Annotated in this window: 19 protein-coding genes and 1 other annotated feature; of the genes, 4 read left to right on the top strand and 15 right to left on the bottom strand. The window is 53.3% G+C overall.

What is annotated here, in order from left to right; translation table 11 throughout:
- Nucleotides 1-45: 45 nt before the first annotated feature.
- From nhaR to dnaK, 4 genes are all read right to left on the bottom strand, one after another.
- Nucleotides 46-942, bottom strand: a complete 897-nt coding sequence (nhaR, locus tag OGX80_RS01680; protein WP_012134154.1) for a transcriptional activator NhaR — start codon at nt 940-942, stop codon at nt 46-48.
- Between the two features lie 67 nt (nt 943-1,009).
- Nucleotides 1,010-2,176, bottom strand: coding sequence for a Na+/H+ antiporter NhaA (gene nhaA / locus OGX80_RS01685; RefSeq protein WP_115182016.1), 1,167 nt, complete (start codon nt 2,174-2,176; stop codon nt 1,010-1,012).
- A 183-nt stretch (nt 2,177-2,359) separates the two neighbouring features.
- Complete coding sequence (dnaJ, locus tag OGX80_RS01690; RefSeq protein WP_047463780.1) at nt 2,360-3,493, bottom strand: molecular chaperone DnaJ; 1,134 nt, start codon at nt 3,491-3,493, stop codon at nt 2,360-2,362.
- An 87-nt stretch (nt 3,494-3,580) separates the two neighbouring features.
- Entirely contained in the window at nt 3,581-5,497 is a 1,917-nt protein-coding gene (gene dnaK, locus OGX80_RS01695; RefSeq protein ID WP_012134158.1) for a molecular chaperone DnaK, read from the bottom strand.
- A gap of 401 nt (nt 5,498-5,898) precedes the next feature.
- Between dnaK and satP the strand changes: the two genes are divergently transcribed.
- Nucleotides 5,899-6,465: an acetate uptake transporter gene (gene satP / locus OGX80_RS01700; RefSeq protein WP_012134160.1), complete on the top strand. Its 567-nt coding sequence runs from the start codon at nt 5,899-5,901 to the stop codon at nt 6,463-6,465.
- Nucleotides 6,466-6,499: 34 nt separating this feature from the next.
- On the opposite strand, the gene OGX80_RS01705 is transcribed toward satP, so the two are convergent.
- The 3 genes from OGX80_RS01705 to tal all read right to left on the bottom strand — a co-directional run bounded on the left by OGX80_RS01705 (nt 6,500) and on the right by tal (nt 9,586).
- Nucleotides 6,500-7,807 carry an MFS transporter gene (locus OGX80_RS01705; protein ID WP_012134161.1) on the bottom strand — a complete coding sequence of 436 codons (1,308 nt, stop codon included), beginning with the start codon at nt 7,805-7,807 and terminating at the stop codon, nt 6,500-6,502.
- 124 nt (nt 7,808-7,931) lie between these two features.
- Entirely contained in the window at nt 7,932-8,519 is a 588-nt protein-coding gene (gene mog, locus OGX80_RS01710) for a molybdopterin adenylyltransferase (protein ID WP_012134162.1), read from the bottom strand.
- Between the two features lie 113 nt (nt 8,520-8,632).
- Nucleotides 8,633-9,586, bottom strand: coding sequence for a transaldolase (gene tal / locus OGX80_RS01715; RefSeq protein ID WP_012134163.1), 954 nt, complete (start codon nt 9,584-9,586; stop codon nt 8,633-8,635).
- A 285-nt stretch (nt 9,587-9,871) separates the two neighbouring features.
- Here tal and OGX80_RS01720 point away from each other — a divergent pair, with 285 nt between their 5' ends.
- Nucleotides 9,872-11,302, top strand: a complete 1,431-nt coding sequence (locus OGX80_RS01720; RefSeq protein ID WP_115182017.1) for an alanine/glycine:cation symporter family protein — start codon at nt 9,872-9,874, stop codon at nt 11,300-11,302.
- A 77-nt stretch (nt 11,303-11,379) separates the two neighbouring features.
- Entirely contained in the window at nt 11,380-12,156 is a 777-nt protein-coding gene (gene yaaA / locus OGX80_RS01725) for a peroxide stress protein YaaA (RefSeq protein WP_047459033.1), read from the top strand.
- Between the two features lie 98 nt (nt 12,157-12,254).
- Here yaaA and OGX80_RS01730 read toward each other — a convergent pair whose 3' ends face one another.
- The 7 genes from OGX80_RS01730 to yjjY form a co-directional block, all read right to left on the bottom strand.
- Entirely contained in the window at nt 12,255-12,545 is a 291-nt protein-coding gene (locus tag OGX80_RS01730) for a DUF2502 domain-containing protein (RefSeq protein ID WP_012134167.1), read from the bottom strand.
- 237 nt (nt 12,546-12,782) lie between these two features.
- Nucleotides 12,783-14,069 carry a threonine synthase gene (gene thrC / locus OGX80_RS01735; protein WP_049010528.1) on the bottom strand — a complete coding sequence of 429 codons (1,287 nt, stop codon included), beginning with the start codon at nt 14,067-14,069 and terminating at the stop codon, nt 12,783-12,785.
- Nucleotides 14,070-14,072: 3 nt separating this feature from the next.
- Nucleotides 14,073-15,002, bottom strand: coding sequence for a homoserine kinase (gene thrB / locus OGX80_RS01740; RefSeq protein ID WP_012134169.1), 930 nt, complete (start codon nt 15,000-15,002; stop codon nt 14,073-14,075).
- A gap of 1 nt (nt 15,003) precedes the next feature.
- Nucleotides 15,004-17,466: a bifunctional aspartate kinase/homoserine dehydrogenase I gene (gene thrA / locus OGX80_RS01745; RefSeq protein ID WP_112001209.1), complete on the bottom strand. Its 2,463-nt coding sequence runs from the start codon at nt 17,464-17,466 to the stop codon at nt 15,004-15,006.
- Nucleotides 17,467-17,491: 25 nt separating this feature from the next.
- Nucleotides 17,492-17,612: a sequence feature (Thr leader region), on the bottom strand.
- Nucleotides 17,548-17,613 (bottom strand): thr operon leader peptide, encoded by a 66-nt coding sequence (gene thrL / locus OGX80_RS01750; protein ID WP_060815970.1) that lies wholly within the window; start codon nt 17,611-17,613, stop codon nt 17,548-17,550. (Overlaps the previous feature by 65 nt.)
- Before the next feature lie 212 nt (nt 17,614-17,825).
- Entirely contained in the window at nt 17,826-18,512 is a 687-nt protein-coding gene (locus OGX80_RS01755; protein ID WP_115182018.1) for a tRNA/rRNA methyltransferase, read from the bottom strand.
- Between the two features lie 398 nt (nt 18,513-18,910).
- Complete coding sequence (gene yjjY, locus OGX80_RS01760) at nt 18,911-19,051, bottom strand: YjjY family protein (RefSeq protein WP_001541509.1); 141 nt, start codon at nt 19,049-19,051, stop codon at nt 18,911-18,913.
- A 95-nt stretch (nt 19,052-19,146) separates the two neighbouring features.
- On the opposite strand from yjjY, the gene arcA reads away from it, so the two are divergent.
- The gene (gene arcA, locus OGX80_RS01765; RefSeq protein ID WP_001194359.1) at nt 19,147-19,863 is read left to right on the top strand and encodes a two-component system response regulator ArcA; all 717 of its coding nucleotides are present in this window, start codon (nt 19,147-19,149) and stop codon (nt 19,861-19,863) included.
- A gap of 108 nt (nt 19,864-19,971) precedes the next feature.
- Here the strand turns inward: arcA and creA are convergent, their stop codons facing one another.
- Nucleotides 19,972-20,442, bottom strand: a complete 471-nt coding sequence (gene creA, locus OGX80_RS01770) for a protein CreA (protein WP_024130725.1) — start codon at nt 20,440-20,442, stop codon at nt 19,972-19,974.
- Between the last annotated feature and the right edge of the window lie 187 nt (nt 20,443-20,629).

Consider the following 20,629-nt stretch of genomic DNA (forward strand, 5'->3'; position numbering starts at 1 on the left):
ATGTCTGCCGGATGGCGGGCAAACGCCTTACCCGGCCTGTAGCACTTACCCTTTGTGGCTAAATAGCGCCGAATAATCCGCGTGACAAATACGCTGTACGGCCGGGTGCTGAATCATCCTCTCGGCAAAAATGGCGTGGTACTCTTCCATGACGTTTTCCACACGGCCAATCTCAACGATCGATTCATCGGCGTAAAAATCATGCGCATAGAGCGTCGGCGCGACGAAAATCGCATTGTGGGTAGCGCCAAACGCTTTCATCAGCGCCGCATCATCAAACTCGCCGAGGATTTCGACGTTTAAGCCCTGCGAATTAAACCAGTTTAATAATTTGCGACCGAGCATAGAGCGACGGCCAGGGATCAGCAGCCGACGCTCTTCCAGACACGCCGGGAAGGGTTTTGCAGGCAGCGGTTTCGTACACCAGAAGCTCACGCTGCATTCACCTATCTTCACCGAAAACAGCCCTTCCTGCTGAGTAGAGTCGATTGGGCAATCCGAGATAATCATATCCAGCTTATGCTGGCTAAGCTGCTCAAGCAGCATCTCATGGGTGGATTCAAAACAGCGCAAATGAATTTGTTCGTCGTCAACCACGGCCGCGTCCAGCACATTGCTGACCAGACGTTTTGACAACGCATCCGCCACGCCGACATCAAACAGCAGGTTAGACTCTTTGCGGTAGTTAACGATATCCAGCATTTCCTGGCTTAAGGTAAACATTTTGTCCGCATAGCGAAACACCAGTTCCCCTAATTCACTGGGCTCCAGCCCACGCCCTTTACGCTTGAATAATTTTCCCTGCAAGCGCTCCTCAAGGGCTTTGATCTGACCGGTGATGGTTTGCGGCGTCAGGTAAAGCGCTTCTGCCGCCCCGACAACGGAACCTTCTTTATACACATGCCAAAAATAATAAAGATGGTTGTAGTTAATATGAGACATGCTCACTCCTCTCCCTGATCTGTGTCGCAAGGGGGGCCACATCAGCCCCCCAACCCTCTGACCCCGCTCAGACCACCGGGCTTAAACGTGTACGCAGCCAGCTATAGCCGATCACTGCCGAAAGCAGAGAACCAATCAAAATCCCCAGCTTCGCCCAGTTAATCAGTGCCGGATCTACACTACCGAACGCCAGACTGGCGATGAAAATCGACATCGTAAAACCGATCCCGCACAGAATACCGACCGCCATAATTTGCTGAAAACGTGTTCCTTCCGGCAGCTTCGCCAGTTTGAGACGCAGCGCCAGCCAGCAAAACAGGCTAATCCCCAGCGGTTTACCGATCAGCAACCCGGCAATGATCCCCAGTGGGAGTATTGAGGTCAGCCCGTCAAGCGTTACCCCCTGTAGCGAGACACCCGCATTGGCGAAGGCGAACAGCGGCAGAATCAGATACGCCACCCACGGGTGCAGCACATGTTCCAGACGCTTCGCCGAAGAACGACCATGCTTCTCCTTCAATGGGATGAAGAAACCGACGATCACCCCGGCAAGAGTGGCATGAACGCCAGATTTCAATACGGCAGTCCACAGCACCACGCCGACCAGGATATAAACCCCTGTTCGTCTGACATCACACAGGTTCAGCACGGCCAGAAGCACAATCGCAAATGCCGCACCCCCCAGCGAGACCATCGAAAGATCGCTGGTGTAGAACAGCGCAATGATCACAATCGCGCCCAGATCGTCAATAATAGCCAGCGCCATCAGGAATATCTTCAACGCCAGCGGCACCCTGCTGCCCAGCAAGGCCAATACGCCCAGCGCAAAAGCAATATCCGTTGCCGCCGGGATCGCCCAGCCTTCGCGCGTAATCGGGTCGGAATAGTTAAAAGCCAGATAGAGCAGCGCCGGAACAATCATACCGCCAATGGCGGCAATCACCGGAAACGCCGCCTGACGTAAACTGGCAAGCGAGCCCTGCATAAGCTCGCGCTTGACCTCCAGACCAATCAGCAGGAAAAATACCGCCATTAGCGCGTCGTTGATCCACAGCAGCATATTTTTGTTGATCTCAAGCGCCCCAACCCGCAGTTGAACGGGCGTCTCCAGAAAGGCGTGATACCATCCGCTGATGAATCCGCTGTTCGCCATCAGCATAGCCAGCACGGCGGCGATAATGAGAATGATGCCCCCGGAGGCATCACTGCTAAAAAAACGATGCAGGTGTTTCACTTTTTATTCTCTCAATATAATCAAACCTCGTGGCGTCTATCTTACCTCGCATGATCTATCGTTAAAATTAGATTATTTATGGTGAAATGTTCGGTTTTTACGAAATAAAATCATCGTCGCCGACAAACAAAAAAGCCCGGGATTGTGCAATCCCGGGCTTTTTATGCAATGTAACAGCGGTGATTAACGCGTCAAATCATCGAAAAACTTCTTCACGCCGTCGAAGAAACTCTTCGAACGCGGACTGTTTTTCTCACCTGTCGGGCCGCCGAAGCTTTCTTGCAGATCTTTCAGCAACTGCTTCTGCTTCTCGTTCAGACCTACCGGCGTTTCGACCACAACACGGCACAGCAGATCGCCCTGCGCGCCGCCGCGTACGGATTTCACGCCTCTTCCGCGCATGCGGAACAGCTTGCCGGTTTGCGTTTCGTGCGGCACTTTCAACTTCACACGGCCATCCAGCGTCGGGACTTCAATCTCGCCACCCAGCGCCGCCATTGCAAAGTTAATCGGCACTTCGCAATACAGGTTGTTGCCTTCACGCTCGAAGATCGGGTGCTGCTTCACCTGCACCTGAACGTACAGATCGCCCGCTGGCGCGCCATGCTCGCCCGCTTCACCTTCGCCGGAGAGACGAATACGATCGCCTGTGTCCACACCCGCCGGGATTTTAACCGACAGGGTTTTGGTTTTCTCTACGCGGCCATGACCGTGGCATTTGTTGCACGGATCTTTAATCAGCGTACCGCGCCCCTGACAGTGCGGGCAGGTTTGCTGCACGGCGAAAAAGCCCTGACGCATCTGCACCTGACCAGAGCCATGACAGGTTGGACAGGTCTGCGGCTGAGTGCCTGCTTTCGCACCGCTGCCGTGGCAAACGTCGCACTCTTCCAGCGTTGGAATACGGATCTCTTTGGTCACGCCACGTACGGCTTCTTCCAGGGTGAGATCCATGTTGTAACGTAAATCAGCACCACGCGCTGCGCGCTGACGACCACGTCCGCCGCCAAAGATATCGCCGAAAACGTCACCAAAGATATCGCTGAAGTCAGCACCGCCGCCGAAGCCGCCGCCAAATCCACCACCGCCCTGTTCAAACGCGGCGTGCCCGTACTGATCGTATGCCGCACGTTTTTGCGCATCGGTCAGAACTTCGTAGGCTTCCTTGATCTCTTTGAACTTGGCCTCGGCCTCTTTATCACCCTGGTTACGGTCCGGGTGATATTTCATGGCCAGGCGCTTGTACGCCTTTTTGATTTCACGCTCTTCCGCTGTTTTGGAAACGCCTAAAATCTCGTAATAGTCTTGCTTAGCCATCTTGTTTTTATCTGCCCCTAACATGCGTGCACGGGCGGAGAGGAACCCTCTTCGCCCGTGCCAGTATTTTACCCGTTCAAAGGGCGATTATTTTTTGTCTTTCACTTCTTCAAACTCAGCGTCGACAACATCGTCATCTTTCGCGTTGTTTGCAGAAGCGTCAGCGCCGCCAGCCTGCTGCTGTGCATGCTGCTGCTGAGCGATTTCCATCAGTTTCTGGGAAGCCTGCGCCAGTTCCTGCATTTTCGCTTCGATAGCCGCTTTGTCTTCGCCTTTCAGCGCCGTTTCCAGCGCGCTCAGTGCAGACTCGATAGCCGTTTTGTCGTCTGCTGGCAGCTGATCGCCCGCTTCTTCAACCTGCTTACGCGTGCTGTGCAGCAGATGGTCGCCCTGGTTACGCGTCTGAACCAGCTCTTCGAACTTACGGTCAGATTCTGCGTTCGCTTCAGCATCGCGAACCATTTTCTGAATTTCGTCCTCGTTCAGACCAGAAGAAGCCTTGATGGTGATCTTCTGCTCTTTACCGCTGTTTTTGTCTTTCGCGGAAACGTGCAGGATACCGTCAGCATCGATATCAAAGGTGACTTCGATCTGCGGCATACCGCGCGGCGCCGGGTTGATGCCATCCAGGTTGAACTGACCCAGAGATTTGTTATCAGACGCGCGTTTACGCTCACCCTGCAACACATGGATGGTTACCGCAGACTGGTTGTCTTCAGCGGTAGAGAACACCTGGCTGTGCTTGGTCGGGATAGTGGTGTTTTTGCTGATCAGCGCCGTCATTACGCCGCCCATGGTTTCGATACCCAGAGACAGCGGGGTAACGTCCAGCAGCAGAACGTCTTTCACATCACCGGTCAGTACGCCGCCCTGCACCGCTGCGCCGATAGCAACAGCTTCGTCCGGGTTAACGTCTTTACGCGGTTCTTTACCAAAGAACTCCGCCACTTTTTTCTGCACCATCGGCATACGCGTCTGACCACCAACGAGGATAACGTCGTTGATATCAGATACGGACAGGCCAGCATCCTGCAACGCGACTTTCAGCGGCTCGATGGAACGGTTCACCAGGTCTTCGACCAGGCTTTCCAGTTTCGCGCGAGTCACTTTGATGTTCATGTGTTTCGGACCGGTGGCATCTGCGGTGATGTACGGCAGGTTCACGTCGGTCTGCTGTGCGGAAGAAAGCTCGATTTTCGCTTTTTCTGCCGCTTCTTTCAGACGCTGCATCGCCAGCGGGTCGTTACGCAGGTCAATGCCCTGATCTTTCTTAAATTCTTCAACCAGGTAGTTGATCATACGGCTGTCGAAGTCTTCACCACCCAGGTGGGTATCACCGTTGGTTGCCAGAACTTCGAAGGTTTTTTCGCCGTCAACTTCGTCGATTTCGATAATAGAGATATCGAAAGTACCACCACCGAGGTCGTAAACCGCGATAGTACGGTTGCCGACTTCTTTATCCAGACCATAAGCCAGCGCGGCGGCGGTCGGTTCGTTGATGATACGTTTTACTTCCAGACCTGCGATACGACCGGCATCTTTCGTTGCCTGACGCTGAGCATCGTTGAAGTAAGCAGGTACGGTGATAACAGCTTCAGTTACCGGTTCGCCCAGGTAATCTTCTGCGGTTTTCTTCATTTTTTTCAGCACTTCAGCAGAGATCTGCGGCGGTGCCATTTTCTGACCTTTCACATCAAGCCATGCGTCGCCGTTATCGGCGCCGATGATTTTGTACGGCATGATGGAAACGTCACGCTGAACTTCTTCGTCCTGGAAGCGGCGGCCAATCAGGCGTTTAATCGCAAACAGGGTGTTTTGCGGGTTTGTCACTGCCTGACGTTTAGCCGGCTGACCAACCAGAGTTTCACCATCCTGGGTATAAGCAATGATAGAAGGCGTGGTGCGATCGCCCTCGGCGTTCTCCAGCACACGTGCAGTTGTGCCATCCATAATCGCTACACAAGAGTTGGTAGTACCCAGGTCGATACCAATAATTTTACCCATCTAAACGTCTCCACTAAAAATTCGGTCATCATGTGGTTGTGAATCTGTAATAAGGGCGAAACGTGCGGTTTCAACTACCCTGAATCGTTTTTTTTCAGACTCACTCACTGCGGTTGACTACAAGATGGGGTCGTAACCCACGTCATCAAGGGGGGCATGAAAAATTTTTTTTGCGAAAAACGATAATTTTCTTCACCGGGCATATGGAAAACACCTCTGCCAGCACGACGGTTAAGCCTTTTTCTTCCGTGATCGTCATCACAAGGGGAAATATTTCATTTTCCCCCTATTAGATCATAGACAGCCTCTATTCCCCTGATTATCATGCCGCGCCCCGAATACGGTATCGGTTGTTCGGGGAAACTATTTCACCATTCGATTAATGATGATTTTGAGGAATTATGGGCAACACTAAGTTGGCTAACCCGGCTCCGCTGGGCCTGATGGGCTTCGGCATGACCACCATTCTGCTTAACCTGCACAACGCGGGTTTCTTCGCTTTAGACGGCATTATTCTGGCGATGGGCATTTTCTACGGCGGTATCGCGCAAATTTTTGCTGGCCTGCTGGAATACAAAAAAGGCAACACCTTCGGCTTAACCGCATTTACCTCTTACGGTTCTTTCTGGCTGACGCTGGTCGCGATCCTGTTAATGCCGAAAATGGGTCTGACAGAAGCGCCGAACGCGCAGTTCCTGGGCGCCTACCTGGGGCTGTGGGGCGTGTTCACACTGTTCATGTTCTTTGGCACGCTGAAAGCCGCTCGCGCGCTACAGTTTGTCTTCCTGAGCCTGACCGTACTGTTCGCCCTGTTGGCCTTCGGCAACATCGCGGGTAATGAAGCGGTGATCCACGTTGCGGGTTGGATTGGCTTAGTGTGTGGCGCCAGCGCCATTTACCTGGCGATGGGCGAAGTGCTGAACGAACAGTTTGGCCGCACCATCCTGCCAATCGGTGAAGCGCACTAATCTTCCGTTATCCCCCCGACCGGGGGGATAATTTTTACAGCTGTTGTAATTCTGCCTGCACATCCGCATCGCGATAATAAATATCCTGTCGCAACCAGACGCCCAACCCCAGCCCCACCAGTGACAACGCCAGCACATACCAGGCCGGCGCCATTGGCGACACGCCCATCAACATGGTGACCGCAATTGGCGTCAGGCCGCCAAAAATGGCATACGAGACGTTGTAAGAAAAAGAGATGCCGGTGAAACGCACTTCCGCCGGGAAGGCTCGCACCATTACGTACGGCACCGCGCCAACAACACCAACACACAGCCCCACCAGCCCGTATAATAAAAACAACTGCTCGGGATGCGCGCCAGACAGGTGATAGAAGATCCAGCTTGAGCAGGCCAGCAGAAAACTGCCTACAATAAAGGTTTTGCTGGCGCCAACCCGATCGACAATGAACCCCGCCAGCAGGCATCCCACGCACAGCATAATGGTCGCCACGCTATTTGCCTGTAAAGTTAACGCGGGCGCAAACCCGTACTGCTTTTGCAACCAGACCGGCGACATCAAAATCACGACGACAATGCCGGCCGATAACAACCAGGTCAGCAGCATCGAAATCGCCACCGCTTTTTTATGTTTCACCACTACCGCTTTGACGGGCAATTCCTGCGCGAGCGTTTTGCGCTGCTGCATTTCAAGGAAGATGGGCGTTTCCTGCAACCAACGACGTAAATACATCGCAATCAGACCAAATACGCCGCCGAGCAGGAAGGGAATACGCCAGCCATAATCATGCACCGCCTGCTGGGTCATACTGGTATTCACCAGCGTCGCCACGACAGAACCAAGCAGGATACCGACCGTCAGTCCCGCAGTCAGCGTGCCGCAGGCGATGCCGATACGGCGCTCCGGCACATGTTCAGCCACAAACACCCACGCTCCCGGCACTTCGCCGCCAATCGCTGCGCCTTGCAAAATACGCATCAGCAGCAATAACAACGGCGCAAGGATGCCCATTGAGGCGTAAGTCGGCAGCAGGCCAATCGCCAGCGTTGGAACAGCCATCAATAGAATACTCAGGGTGAACATCTTCTTGCGCCCTACCAGATCGCCAAAGTGCGCCATGATAATGCCGCCCAGCGGGCGCGCCAGATAACCGGCGGCGAAGATCCCAAACGTCTGAACCTGACGAAGCCACTCAGGAATATCGGCGGGGAAAAATAGTTCGCCCACAACCGCTGCGAAGAAAACAAAGATGATGAAGTCGTAAAACTCGAGCGCGCCGCCGAGAGCGGCAAGTGAAAGAGTCTTATAATCCTGGCGATTCAGAGGTCGTGTGTGTCGTGACATAGCAAACCATGAGTCAGTGGAGTTATTGAGGGCGCTTATCGATATGTGTAAATCAAAAATTACTATACCGTAAACAATTCAATACTCCACCACCTGCGTAATTTATGTCACAGAAAGGCCAACTTCAGGCGTTTATGTCGCGTCTGGCATTTTTCGGGCGGAAAGATGCTACCACTTCCGCTGCGGTTTCCACATAAGGCCCTTCAAGCAACTGTACACAATACGGTACGCTTGCGAAAATTCCCGGCACAACAACCTTACCCTCGGCATCTTTCACCCCTTCCAGGGTCTCTTTGATGGATTTTGGCTGCCCCGGTAAGTTCAGGATCAGCGCCTGCTTACGGATCACGCCAACCTGGCGGGAAAGGATCGCCGTAGGAACAAAGTGCAGGCTGATCTGGCGCATCTGCTCGCCAAAGCCGGGCATTTCTCTGTCGGCGACGGCCAGAGTCGCGTCAGGCGTGACATCACGACGCGCCGGCCCCGTACCACCCGTCGTCAGTACCAGGTGACAGCTCATTTCATCCACCAGCTCACACAGCGTTTGCTCAATGATCGCCTGCTCATCCGGGATCAGTCGGGTTTGCACGTCAAAAGGGGTAGTCAGCGCGGAGGCCAGCCACTCTTCAAGAGCAGGAATGCCTTTATCCTGGTATACGCCGCTGGACGCGCGGTCAGAAATGGAAACTAAACCAATACGTAAGGTGTTCATGATTATTCCGTCTAAACAGTCTCGTTAAACAGAATGATACACTGCAAAGGGAAGGACAGACAGGTTTCAGAAGAGGTAGCGTGACCAGAAACCTGTCTGGTCACGCCGAATGATTACAGCAGATCGCCGATCATTTTTTCCAGTTTTTCCTGGTCAATAGCAAACTTACGGATACCGTCCGCCAGTTTGTCTACCGCCATCGGGTCCTGGTTGTGCTGCCACAGGAACTCAGACTCGGTGATGCGTTCTGGACGCGCTTTCACTTCGCCAGAGAAGGACAGTTTACGTTCGATAGCGCCTTCGCTTTCCGCCAGCTCTTTCAGCAGCGCCGGAGCGATGGTCAGACGATCGCAACCCGCCAGCTCCAGAATTTCGCCGACGTTGCGGAAGCTCGCACCCATCACCACTGTCTCATAACCGTGCTGTTTGTAGTATTCGTAGATTTCCGTAACGGAAACCACGCCCGGATCTTCTGCCGGAGCGTACTCTTTCTTGTCGGTATTGGCTTTGTACCAGTCAAGAATACGGCCCACGAACGGAGAGATCAGGTATACGCCCGCTTCCGCACAAGCACGCGCCTGCGCGAAGGAGAACAGCAGAGTCAGGTTACAGTTGATACCTTCCTTTTCCAGCTGTTCAGCAGCACGAATCCCCTGCCAGGTAGACGCCAGTTTGATCAGGATGCGATCGTTGCTGATGCCCGCGTCGTTGTAGAGCTTGATGATGCGTTTTGCTTTGGCGATAGACGCGTCGGTGTCGTAGGACAGACGAGCGTCAACTTCGGTGGAGATACGGCCAGGGACCAGTTTCAGGATCTCCAGACCAATGTTCACCGCCAGCTTGTCGGCCGCGTCAACAATCTGCTGCGCGCGATCGCTGCTCTGCTGTTTCGCCCAGGCAACGGCATCGTCAATCAGCTTACGGTATTCCGGGATCTGTGCTGCGTTAAGAATGAGAGAAGGGTTGGTTGTGGCATCCTGCGGCTGGTACAGCTTCATTGCCGCGATGTCTCCGGTGTCGGCCACCACGGTGGTGAACTGACGAAGGGAGGTCAATTTGTCCGTCATGATAGTGTTTCTCTTTAAACAGCTTGTTAGGGGGATGTAACCGGTCTGCCTTGATGATAACACGACGCACTCACAGCGCAACCGCAGACAATGCGGTTATCCCACTCCCCTCTTTGTTTGCCCCTTTTCAGCCCCTCGACAGGGCTGCGCGCAATTAAAGGATATTGCCATATAGTATGGTAGACTCCCCCCATTCAATAGCCTGACAGGGTCTATACTGTTCGTGAATTGGTAACGCTTACACTGGAACCCAAAAGCGTACCGGCATCAACAAGAGGGATGTTAATGCCTGATTTCTTCGCCTTTATTAATGAAATACTCTGGGGTTCGGTAATGATCTACCTCCTGCTTGGCGCAGGGTTTTGGTTTACTTACCGTACCGGATTCGTTCAGTTTCGCTATATCCGCCAGTTTGGCAAAAGTCTTAAAAACAGCATACATCCCCAGCCGGGCGGGCTTACGTCATTTCAGGCGCTGTGTACCAGCCTTGCCGCGCGTATTGGCAGCGGCAACCTGGCAGGCGTTGCGTTGGCTATCGCCGCAGGCGGGCCAGGCGCCGTATTCTGGATGTGGGTATCTGCGCTTATCGGCATGGCGACCTCGTTTGCCGAATGTTCTCTGGCCCAGCTCTACAAAGAGCGCGACAGCACAGGGCAGTATCGCGGCGGCCCGGCATGGTATATGGCGCGTGGCCTGGGTATGCGCTGGATGGGCGTTCTCTTCGCGATTTTCTTACTCATTGCGTATGGTCTGATTTTTAATAGCGTACAGGCGAACTCCGTCTCGCGGGCGCTCGCTTTTGCCTTTGACATACCGCCCATTATCTCCGGTATCGTGCTGGCGCTGGCGGCCTTTTTTGTCATCGTTCGCGGCATTAAAGATGTCGCAAAGCTCATGCAATGGTTCGTCCCTGCAATGGCCCTTCTGTGGACGCTCACCGGTTTAGTGATTTGCCTCTGGCACATCGAACAGTTGCCCGACATTATCGCGTCGATTGTGAAAAGCGCATTCGGCTGGCAGGAAGCCACTGCCGGGGCGGCCGGGTATACGCTCAGCCAGGCGATTACCAGCGGTTTCCAGCGCGGCATGTTCTCCAACGAAGCGGGAATGGGTTCTGCGCCTAACATTGCGGCCGCCGCTTCATCCTGGCCGCCGCACCCTGCCGCGCAGGGAATTGTGCAGATGATCGGCGTCTTTACCGATACCATTATTATCTGCACCGCCAGCGCGATGATTATTCTGCTGGCAGGCAATGGCGCCTCGCATATGCCAACGGAAGGCATCCAGCTGGTGCAACAGGCAATGATTTCACTGACCGGCGAATGGGGCGCAAGCTTTGTCGCGTTTATTGTGGTGTTGTTCGCCTTCAGCTCGATTGTCGCCAACTACGTTTACGCCGAAAATAACCTGATTTTTCTGCGTCTGGACAGTCTGCGAATGCGCTGGGCGCTGCGTATTGTCACCGTCGGGATGGTCGTGGCGGGCACGTTACTCAGCTTTCCGCTCGTCTGGCAGTTGGCCGACATTATTATGGCCTGTATGGCCATCACCAACCTGACGGCGATTCTGCTGCTCTCGCCGGTGGTGCATACGATCGCCAGCGACTATCTGCGACAGCGTAAGCTCGGCGTACAACCCGTGTTCGACCCGTTCCGCTACCCTGAAATTGAGCAGCAACTGGCGCCGGATACATGGGATGAGTTGCCGCGTCACTAGCGCGGCAATCACAACCATCGATCAAATCGGTCGGTTTTTTTGCTAAAGTCGCAGTAAATCTCCTGCAAGGACTGGATATGCTGATTCTGATTTCACCTGCAAAAACGCTCGATTACCAAAGCCCGCTGGCCACGACGCGCTATACGCGGCCTGAACTGCTGGATTACTCCCAGCAGTTGATCCGCGAGGCGCGCAAGCTCTCGGCGCCGCAGATTGGCAAGCTAATGGGCATTAGCGACAAACTGGCCGATCTGAATGCCACCCGTTTTCATGACTGGCAGCCTGACTTCTCCCCTGAAAACGCCCGCCAGGCGATTCTGGCGTTTAAAGGCGACGTCTATACCGGACTACAGGCGGAAACGTTCAGCGAAGCCGATTTTGATTTCGCGCAGCAGCATTTGCGTATGCTTTCCGGGTTGTACGGCGTCCTGCGTCCGCTGGATCTGATGCAGCCTTACCGTCTGGAGATGGGCATTCGCCTTGAGAACGCCAAAGGGAAAGACCTTTATCAGTTCTGGGGCGATGTGATTACCGATAAGCTGAACGAAGCGCTGGCTGCGCAAGGCGATAAAATCGTCATCAACCTGGCCTCGGATGAATATTATAAATCCGTGAAGCCGAAGCAGCTGAATGCGGAGGTTATCAAGCCCGTGTTCCTTGACGAGAAAAACGGCAAATTCAAAGTTATCAGCTTCTACGCCAAAAAAGCGCGCGGCCTGATGAGCCGTTACATCATTGAAAACCGGCTGACGAAGCCGGAACAGCTCACCGCATTTAACAGCGAAGGCTATTTCTATGATGAGCAAGCGTCAGGAAAAGGCGAGCTGGTGTTTAAACGCCACGAGCAAAACTGATGCCCTGAAGCGCAGGCCGGATAAGACGCCTTTTGTCGCTATCCGGCGCTAAAACCGCATAACTGCCTGATAGCGCTACGCTTATCAGGCCTGCGTGCTTAATGGCGGTGGTCGTCGCGGCGATCATCATGACGATGCTCGTCATGCTTATTATGATGCGGTTGCGGACGTGGTCCATGCGGCTGCCAGCGGTTTTCTCGCCACTCATAATGCTTCTGCCACCAGCCGTGGTCGCGCCAGTGACCGCCATCCCAGTAATTACCGTGGTTATCGCGATCGCCAATCTGAAGTTTAACTGCCGGTACGAGAGTAATTTCGGCAGCCTGTGCTGCGAGGGGAGCCACCAGCATCATGGAAAGTGCAAGAAGCACGGGTTTCAACTTGTTCATGAGGTACTCCTTTTTACCATTGCCCGATTTGGGTCGATGAAAGGAGATTACTTGATGAGAACGCGGGTTGTTATTCTCTGCAATCCTAATCTCTAAGTTACCGCATTTATTGAGAATTACTCCTTTTTACCTGCTAAATTTCTCCTTATTTTCTCCATAAAAAAGCCGGATGGCGGCTAACGCCTTATCCGGCCTACAATAGCTACAATAGCCCCGAAGCGCCACCGGGTACAACCGTTAGCCGCGTGTCATCATCAGCTTACGCAATTCGGCAAAATCGGCAGGCAGATTATGCGAGAGCAGCGGCAGATCGGCACGATCCGCCAGCTCTTTTGGCAGATCCAATGTTTCACCAAGAATCGCCTCCACACTCTCTTTGAATTTCGCCGGATGCGCAGTCCCGAGGAACAAGCCATACTCCCCCGGATGCAGCTGATCACGCAGCGCGCGGTACGCCACGGCAGCGTGCGGTTCAGAGGTATAACCTGCCGCTTTCAGTTCGCGCATGGTCTCCTGCGTCGTCTCATCGTCAACCGCAGCGTAGCCCAGCTCCGTCAAACGCCAGATTTTACGGCGGAACAGCTCTTCCACACGCGGCCAGTTATTGGGCTGGCTGACATCCATCGCGTTCGACAAGGTAGCCTGCGTCGCTTTCGGCGACCACTGCCCCTCTTTCAGGAAGCGCGGCACCGTATCGTTGACGTTAGTGGCGGCGATAAAGCGTTTCACCGGCAGGCCGAGCGACTTCGCCAGCAGCCCCGCAGTCAGGTCGCCAAAGTTACCGCTGGGCACGGAAATCACTAACTGATTACGCGCGTCCTGCGGCAGTTGAGCGACCGCTTCAAAGTAATAGCAAATCTGCGCCAGCAGACGGCTGATGTTGATGGAGTTCGCCGAATTCAGCCCCAGCGCCGCCTTCAGTTCTTCATCATCAAACGCCTGTTTTACCAGCGCCTGGCAGGCATCGAAATCACCGTCAATCGCAACCGTTTCGATGTTGCCGCCCAGCGTACAGAACAGTTTTTCCTGCAACGGGCTGATCTTGCCGCGTGGGTAGAGGATCACGACGCGTACATTTTTCAGACCGTAGAATGCGTGAGCAACTGCCGCGCCGGTATCGCCAGAGGTTGCCGTCAGGATAGTCACCGGTTTGTCGCCGCTGATGTGCGTCAGCATTTGCGCCATAAAGCGACCGCCAAAATCCTTAAAGGCCAGCGTCGGGCCGTGGAACAACTCCAGGCACCCGACATCGCCTTCCACCTGACGCACCGGCGCCGGAAAAGCGAATGCCTTGCGAACGCGCTCTTCTAAGATTTCCTGCGGGATCTCATCCCCGATGAACGCGGAAAGGATCTTTGCGCTACGACTCACAAAGTCCTGATTCAGCATCTCATCAACTTCAGTCAGGCTAAATTCCGGCAGGTCGTGCGGGAAAAAGAGCCCCTGATTCTTGCCAAGCCCCTGCGTAACGGCCTGCGCAAAGCTGACCTGCTCATTATGATCTTTCAGATTGTAGAGTTTCATTGTTTATCCCAGTACTCGTGCGCCCGCCGTATCCAGCTGACAAATATGAACAAAGCCTTCCTGATTTTGCAGGTAATTTTTACCCAGCCAGTCTGCTACACGCTGCGCCGTATCCGGCTTATCACAGAGCGCGAAAAGCGTCGGCCCGGACCCGGAAATACCGCTGGCCAGCGCGCCAATTTCCGCCACCGCCTGACGCGCCTGGCTGAAGCCCGGCAGCAGACGAGCGCGGTACGGTTCGGCAATCACATCCTTCATCAGCTTTGCAGCAAGCTGCGGCTGACGGGAATAGCAGGCATGAATAAACCCGGCCAGATGCCGCCCGTGGGCGATACAGTCCTGACGGCGATACTGCGCGGGTAAAATCGCCCGCGCTTCAGCCGTCGAAACGTTAATCCCCGGATAGGCCAGTACCCACAGCCACTCATCAAATCCTGGCACCTGCTGGCTGATAATGCCGTTTTCTTCGATCATCAACTGCATGCCGCCAAGAAAGCACGGCGCGACGTTATCGTAATGAATGCTGCCAGAGATACGCCCTTCCAGTTCCCCCATGATCGCCAGCAGACGCGTGTCGTTCAGCGGTTTGCCACAGAACTCATTCATCGCCACCAGCGCGGCGACCACGGAACAGGCGCTGGATCCTAACCCGGAACCAATCGGCATGTTCTTTTCCAGCGTCATCGCCACCGGAATCTGTTTACCCAACTCCTGGCAAAAACGCTCCCAGCACTGATAAACGATATTTTCACGCGGCGCTGACGGCAGCTTGTCGGCAAAACGCCCTAAATTATTCAGCGTGAAGCTTTCTGCCGCATCCACCGAGACCACATCGCCCAGCAGTGAGCCATCAACCGGCGTGACGGCCGCCCCAAGCACATCAAATCCGACGCTCATATTGGCACTGGAAGCCGGAGCATAGACTTTCACCATTTTAGACTCCTAACTTCCATGAAAGGGTACGCAGCAGATCGGCAAAAACACCCGCCGCCGTCACATCGTTCCCCGCACCGTAACCGCGCAGAACCAGCGGCAGCGGTTGATAATAGTGACTGTAAAACGCCAGCGCGTTCTCCCCGTTTTTCACTTTAAACAGCGGATCGTTGCCGTCAACCTCGGCGATCTTCACGCGACACACGCCGTCGTCTTCAATGTTGCCAACATAGCGCAATACTTTGCCTTCATCACGGGCTTTCGCCACGCGGGCGGCAAACGCGTCGTCAAGCTGCGACAGATTGGTCATAAACGTGGCGACATCGCCGGAATCGTCGAAACCTTCCGGCAGCACCGGCTCAATCACGATATCGGACAGTTCCAGCTCACGTCCCGTTTCACGAGCGAGGATCAGCAATTTGCGCGCCACATCCATCCCGGAAAGATCGTCACGCGGATCGGGTTCGGTATAGCCCAACTCGCGCGCCATCGTGGTCGCGGCCGAAAGGCTCATGCCTTCATCCAGCTTGCCGAAAATAAAAGAGAGCGATCCAGACAGGATGCCGGAGAAGTGTTGCAGTTCGTCACCCGCGTTCAGCAGGTTTTGCAGGTTCTCGATAACCGGTAAGCCCGCGCCTACGTTGGTGTCGTACAGGAACTTACGTCGGGATTTCGCCGCGGCAAAACGCAGTTGATGGTAGTAATCCATCGACGACGTATTGGCTTTTTTGTTCGGCGTTACCACATGGAAGCCTTCGCGCAGGAAGTCGGCGTATTGATCCGCCACCGCCTGGCTGGAGGTACAGTCAACAATGACCGGGTTAAGCAGGTGATACTCTTTCACCAGGCGAATTAAGCGCCCTAAATTAAACGGTTCTTTCGCTTCCGCCAGTTCCGCCTGCCAGTTATCCAGGTTCAGGCCATGCACATTGGTCAACAGCGCTTTCGAATTCGCCACGCCGCAGACGCGCAGGTCGATATGCTTGTTTTTCAGCCAGGACTGCTGGCGTTTAAGCTGCTCAAGTAACGCGCCGCCAACGCCGCCAACGCCGATAACGAACACTTCAATCACCTGATCGGTGTTGAACAGCATCTGGTGGGTAACACGTACGCCCGTTGTGACGTCATCGTTATTCACGACCACCGAAATCGATCGTTCGGACGAGCCCTGCGCAATCGCGACAATATTGATATTCGCGCGCGCCAGCGCCGCAAAGAACTTCGCCGAGATGCCGCGCAGCGTGCGCATACCGTCGCCAACCACCGAGATGATCGCCAGACGTTCAGTCACCGCCAGCGGCTCCAGCAACCCTTCTTTCAGTTCCAGGTAGAACTCATCCTGCATTGCACGCTGGGCCCGCGCGCAGTCGCCCTGCGGTACGCAGAAACTGATACTGTATTCAGAAGAGGATTGCGTGATCAGCACCACGGAGATCCCCGCGCGGGACATTGCCGCGAATACGCGCGCCGCCATCCCGATCATCCCTTTCATTCCTGGGCCGGAAACGCTGAACATCGCCATATTGTTCAGGTTCGAGATCCCTTTCACCGGCAGTTCATCTTCATCGACGCTGGCGCCGATCAGCGTACCAGGAGCTTGCGGGTTTCCGGTGTTTTTAATCAGGCATGGGATTTGGAACTGGGCAATGGGGGTGATGGTACGAGGATGAAGGACTTTGGCGCCGAAGTAAGAAAGCTCCATCGCCTCCTGATAGGACATCGACTTCAGCAACCTGGCGTCCGGCACCTGGCGCGGATCGCAGGTATACACGCCGTCGACGTCAGTCCAGATCTCACAACAGTCGGCGCGTAAGCAGGCAGCCAACACCGCAGCGGAGTAATCAGAACCGTTGCGGCCCAGCACGACCAGCTCGCCTTTTTCGTTACCGGCGGTGAAACCTGCCATCAGCACCATGTGGTCAGCCGGAATGCGGCCCGCCGCGATACGGCGCGTAGATTCGGCGATATCAACGGTCGATTCGAGGTAATGCCCGACCGCCAACAATTTTTCGACCGGATCGATAACCGTCACGCCATGACCGCGCGCTTCCAGCAGGCCAGCCATGATCGCGATCGACATCTTCTCGCCACGGCAGATCAGCGCAGCATTGATGCTATCCGGGCACTGGCCCAGCAGGCTGATTCCGTGCAGGATATGTTTGATTTGCGCAAATTCTTGCTCAACGAAAACTTTCAACTGCGCCAGCGGGAACCCCGGCTGAGCGGCTGCAAGACCCGTAAGAAGTTCGGAAAAAATACGTTCGGCATCGCTGATATTCGGTAAAGCATCCTGACCGCTGATGGTCTTTTCAATCATCGCCACCAGATGGTTAGTAATTTTGGCGGGGGCAGAGAGAACAGTCGCTACCTGCCCCTGCCTGGCATTGCTTTCCAGAATATCGGCAACACGCAGAAAGCGCTCTGCATTTGCCACTGATGTACCGCCGAACTTCAACACTCGCATGGTTGTTACCTCGTTACCTTTGGTCGAAAAAAAAGCCCGCACTGTTCAGGTGCGGGCTTTTTTCTGTGTTTCCTGTACGCGTCAGCCCGCACCGTTACCTGTGGTAATGGTGATGGTTGTGGTAATGGTGGTGCTGATGCGATTCATGGATGTTGTGTACTCTGTAATTATTATCTGTCTGTCTTGTATCTTTAAAGGGTTAAAGTATCTCGTGACCTAAGTCAATAAATTTTTAATTTGATCACATTCCGCAACATGTTCACGAGCTGCTGCTTGCGCATTTATTTTCAACCAATACGGAATGAAGCAACCTCTTGAAACCAGATTTAAAATCTCACATCAAGCAATTCAACAAGATTTTATTTTGTTATATTTTTCTCAATATCATGCAATAAACGGTGCAGCATGGCCGTGTCGCGCTGCCCTGACAGCCCCAGTCGTTGTTGCAGCCAGTCCGCCAGTTTGATGTCATCAGCAACATCCAGCGTCGCCAGTAACTGCGAAACGCGTGTGCGTAACGCCTGCAATTGAGGCGCGTCAGTCGCCTCTGTTTGTTTCGCCGGTTGTTGCATTAAGCCTGCTAATTGATAGCAATACACCATTACCGCCTGCCCTAAATTGAGTGAAGGATAATCAGCAACCATTGGTACGCCGGTTAAAACGTCCGCCAGCGCCAGTTCTTCATTCGTCAGGCCCGAATCTTCCCGGCCAAAAACCAGCGCCGCATGGTTCATCCACTGCGATTTTTCCTGTAACAGCGGCAGCAGTTCTGCGGGCGTTGCGTAGTAGTGGAACTTCGCGCGACTGCGGGCCGTGGTGGCGACAGTGAAATCAACATCGTGCAGCGCTTCCGCCAGTGTTGGATAAACACTAATATTATCAATAACATCAGCGGAACCATGTGCGACCCAACGGGTCGCCGGCTCCAGGTGCGCCTGGCTGTCGACAATACGCATATCGCCAAAACCCATCGTCTTCATTGCCCGTGCCGCCGCGCCAATATTTTCCGCTCTGGCCGGCGCGACCAGAATAATTGTTACACGCATTTCGATTCTCTTTTTGACCAGCCGCTGGCAATAATGTGACCAATGTCAACATATTACGCAGCACGAATTTACAATTTTTTAACGAAAATCGTTGAAAAACCATTTCACATTCAGTAAAAGGCACTAAACTATTTCTTATCTTTACTATTGCGTTTTATGTTAAGAAATACTACATATCCTTCTGTTTATTTAGGATAATTTAATTTAGAATGAATCACACCTATTGGATTCATTACATTTATTAGTTGGCATGCGCAACTAGTTGGATTATTGCAAATTTGTGATGAACGCTAGCATTTGGATACGATGATTTCATCAAACTGTTAACGTGCTACAATTGAACTTGATATATGTCAACGAAGCGTAGTTTTATTGGGTGTCCGGTACGTCTTAGCCTGTTATGTTGCTGTTAAAATGGTTAGGATGACAGCCGTTTTTGACACTGTCGGGTCCAAAGGGAAAGTACCCACGACCAAGCTAATGATGTTGTTGACGTTGATGGAAAGTGCATCAAGAACGCAATTACGTACTTTAGTCATGTTACGCCGATCATGTTAATTTGCGACATGCATCAGGCAGGTCAGGGACTTTTGTACTTCCTGTTTCGATTTAGTTGGCAATTTAGGTAGCAAACATGCAGACCCCGCACATTCTTATCGTTGAAGACGAGTTGGTAACACGCAACACGTTGAAAAGTATTTTCGAAGCGGAAGGCTATGATGTATTCGAAGCGACAGATGGCGCGGAAATGCATCAGATCCTCTCTGAATATGACATCAACCTGGTGATCATGGATATCAACCTGCCAGGGAAAAACGGTCTTCTGTTAGCGCGTGAACTGCGCGAACAGGCTAACGTTGCGTTGATGTTCCTGACTGGCCGCGATAACGAAGTCGATAAAATCCTCGGCCTCGAAATCGGCGCAGACGATTACATCACCAAGCCGTTTAACCCACGCGAACTGACTATCCGTGCGCGCAACCTGTTGTCCCGTACTATGAATCTGGGTACGGTCAGTGAAGAGCGCCGTAGCGTCGAAAGCTACAAGTTCAACGGTTGGGAACTCGACATCAACAGCCGTTCTTTGATCGGCCCAGATGGTGAGCAGTACAAACTGCCACGCAGCGAATTCCGCGCCATGCTTCACTTCTGCGAGAACCCGGGCAAGATCCAGTCTCGTGCAGAACTGCTGAAGAAAATGACCGGTCGCGAGCTGAAGCCGCATGACCGTACTGTTGACGTGACTATCCGTCGTATTCGTAAGCATTTCGAATCCACGCCGGATACCCCGGAAATCATCGCGACCATTCACGGTGAAGGTTACCGTTTCTGCGGTGATCTACAGGACTAATCGGTTACCACCGGCAGCAAAAACGGCGCAAAACGCGCCGTTTTTTATTGTCTGTCAATGGGTTATCCGACCAGAACGGGAATCACTTCCAGAGACGCGTCAGGAACGTTACCGCCACGGCATAACGGGCACCGCGCTTATGGCATTTTTTGGCGACCCTTCAACGACCTTGTCAGAATAGGCCAGATACGCCAGCGTATTGCGTTTGGCATCATAAAAACGCACGACCTGTAATTTTTTAAACACCAGCGACGTGCGCTTCTGAAAAACGACATCCCCTTGCGCTTTCCCGTTCTTAATTTTATCGCTCAGCTCAATCGGCCCTACCTGCTGACAGGAGATCGCCGCGTCGGAGGTATCTTCGGCCAGTCCCAGACCGCCTTTAATCCCCCCCGTTTTCGCCCGACTTACATAGCACGTCACATTTTTGACGTCGGGATCGTCAAACGCTTCGACGACGATTTTATGGTCAGGCCCAAACATTTTAAATACGGTATCGACGGAACCCACCTGTTCTGCATGCGCAAACTGCCCCAGCATCAACAGAATTGAGGAAAGTATTAAGCTCTTGTATTTCATATTGTTACCATTCATAAAAGTTACACTGCGCAATTATTCGACACGTCTGGATAAACTGTTTACAGATCACAGGATTAGAATAATCATGCTTTAGTGTGCCCCAAAAAAGCACAGATGAGCAAAAAAAACACCGAATGCTAAAACAGCAAAAAATGCTATTATCCACTTACCTGATGTCAGGTGCTCG

The sequence above is a fragment of the Citrobacter sp. CK194 genome, from assembly GCF_030333395.1.
In the GTDB taxonomy this organism is placed as follows: domain Bacteria; phylum Pseudomonadota; class Gammaproteobacteria; order Enterobacterales; family Enterobacteriaceae; genus Citrobacter_B; species Citrobacter_B koseri.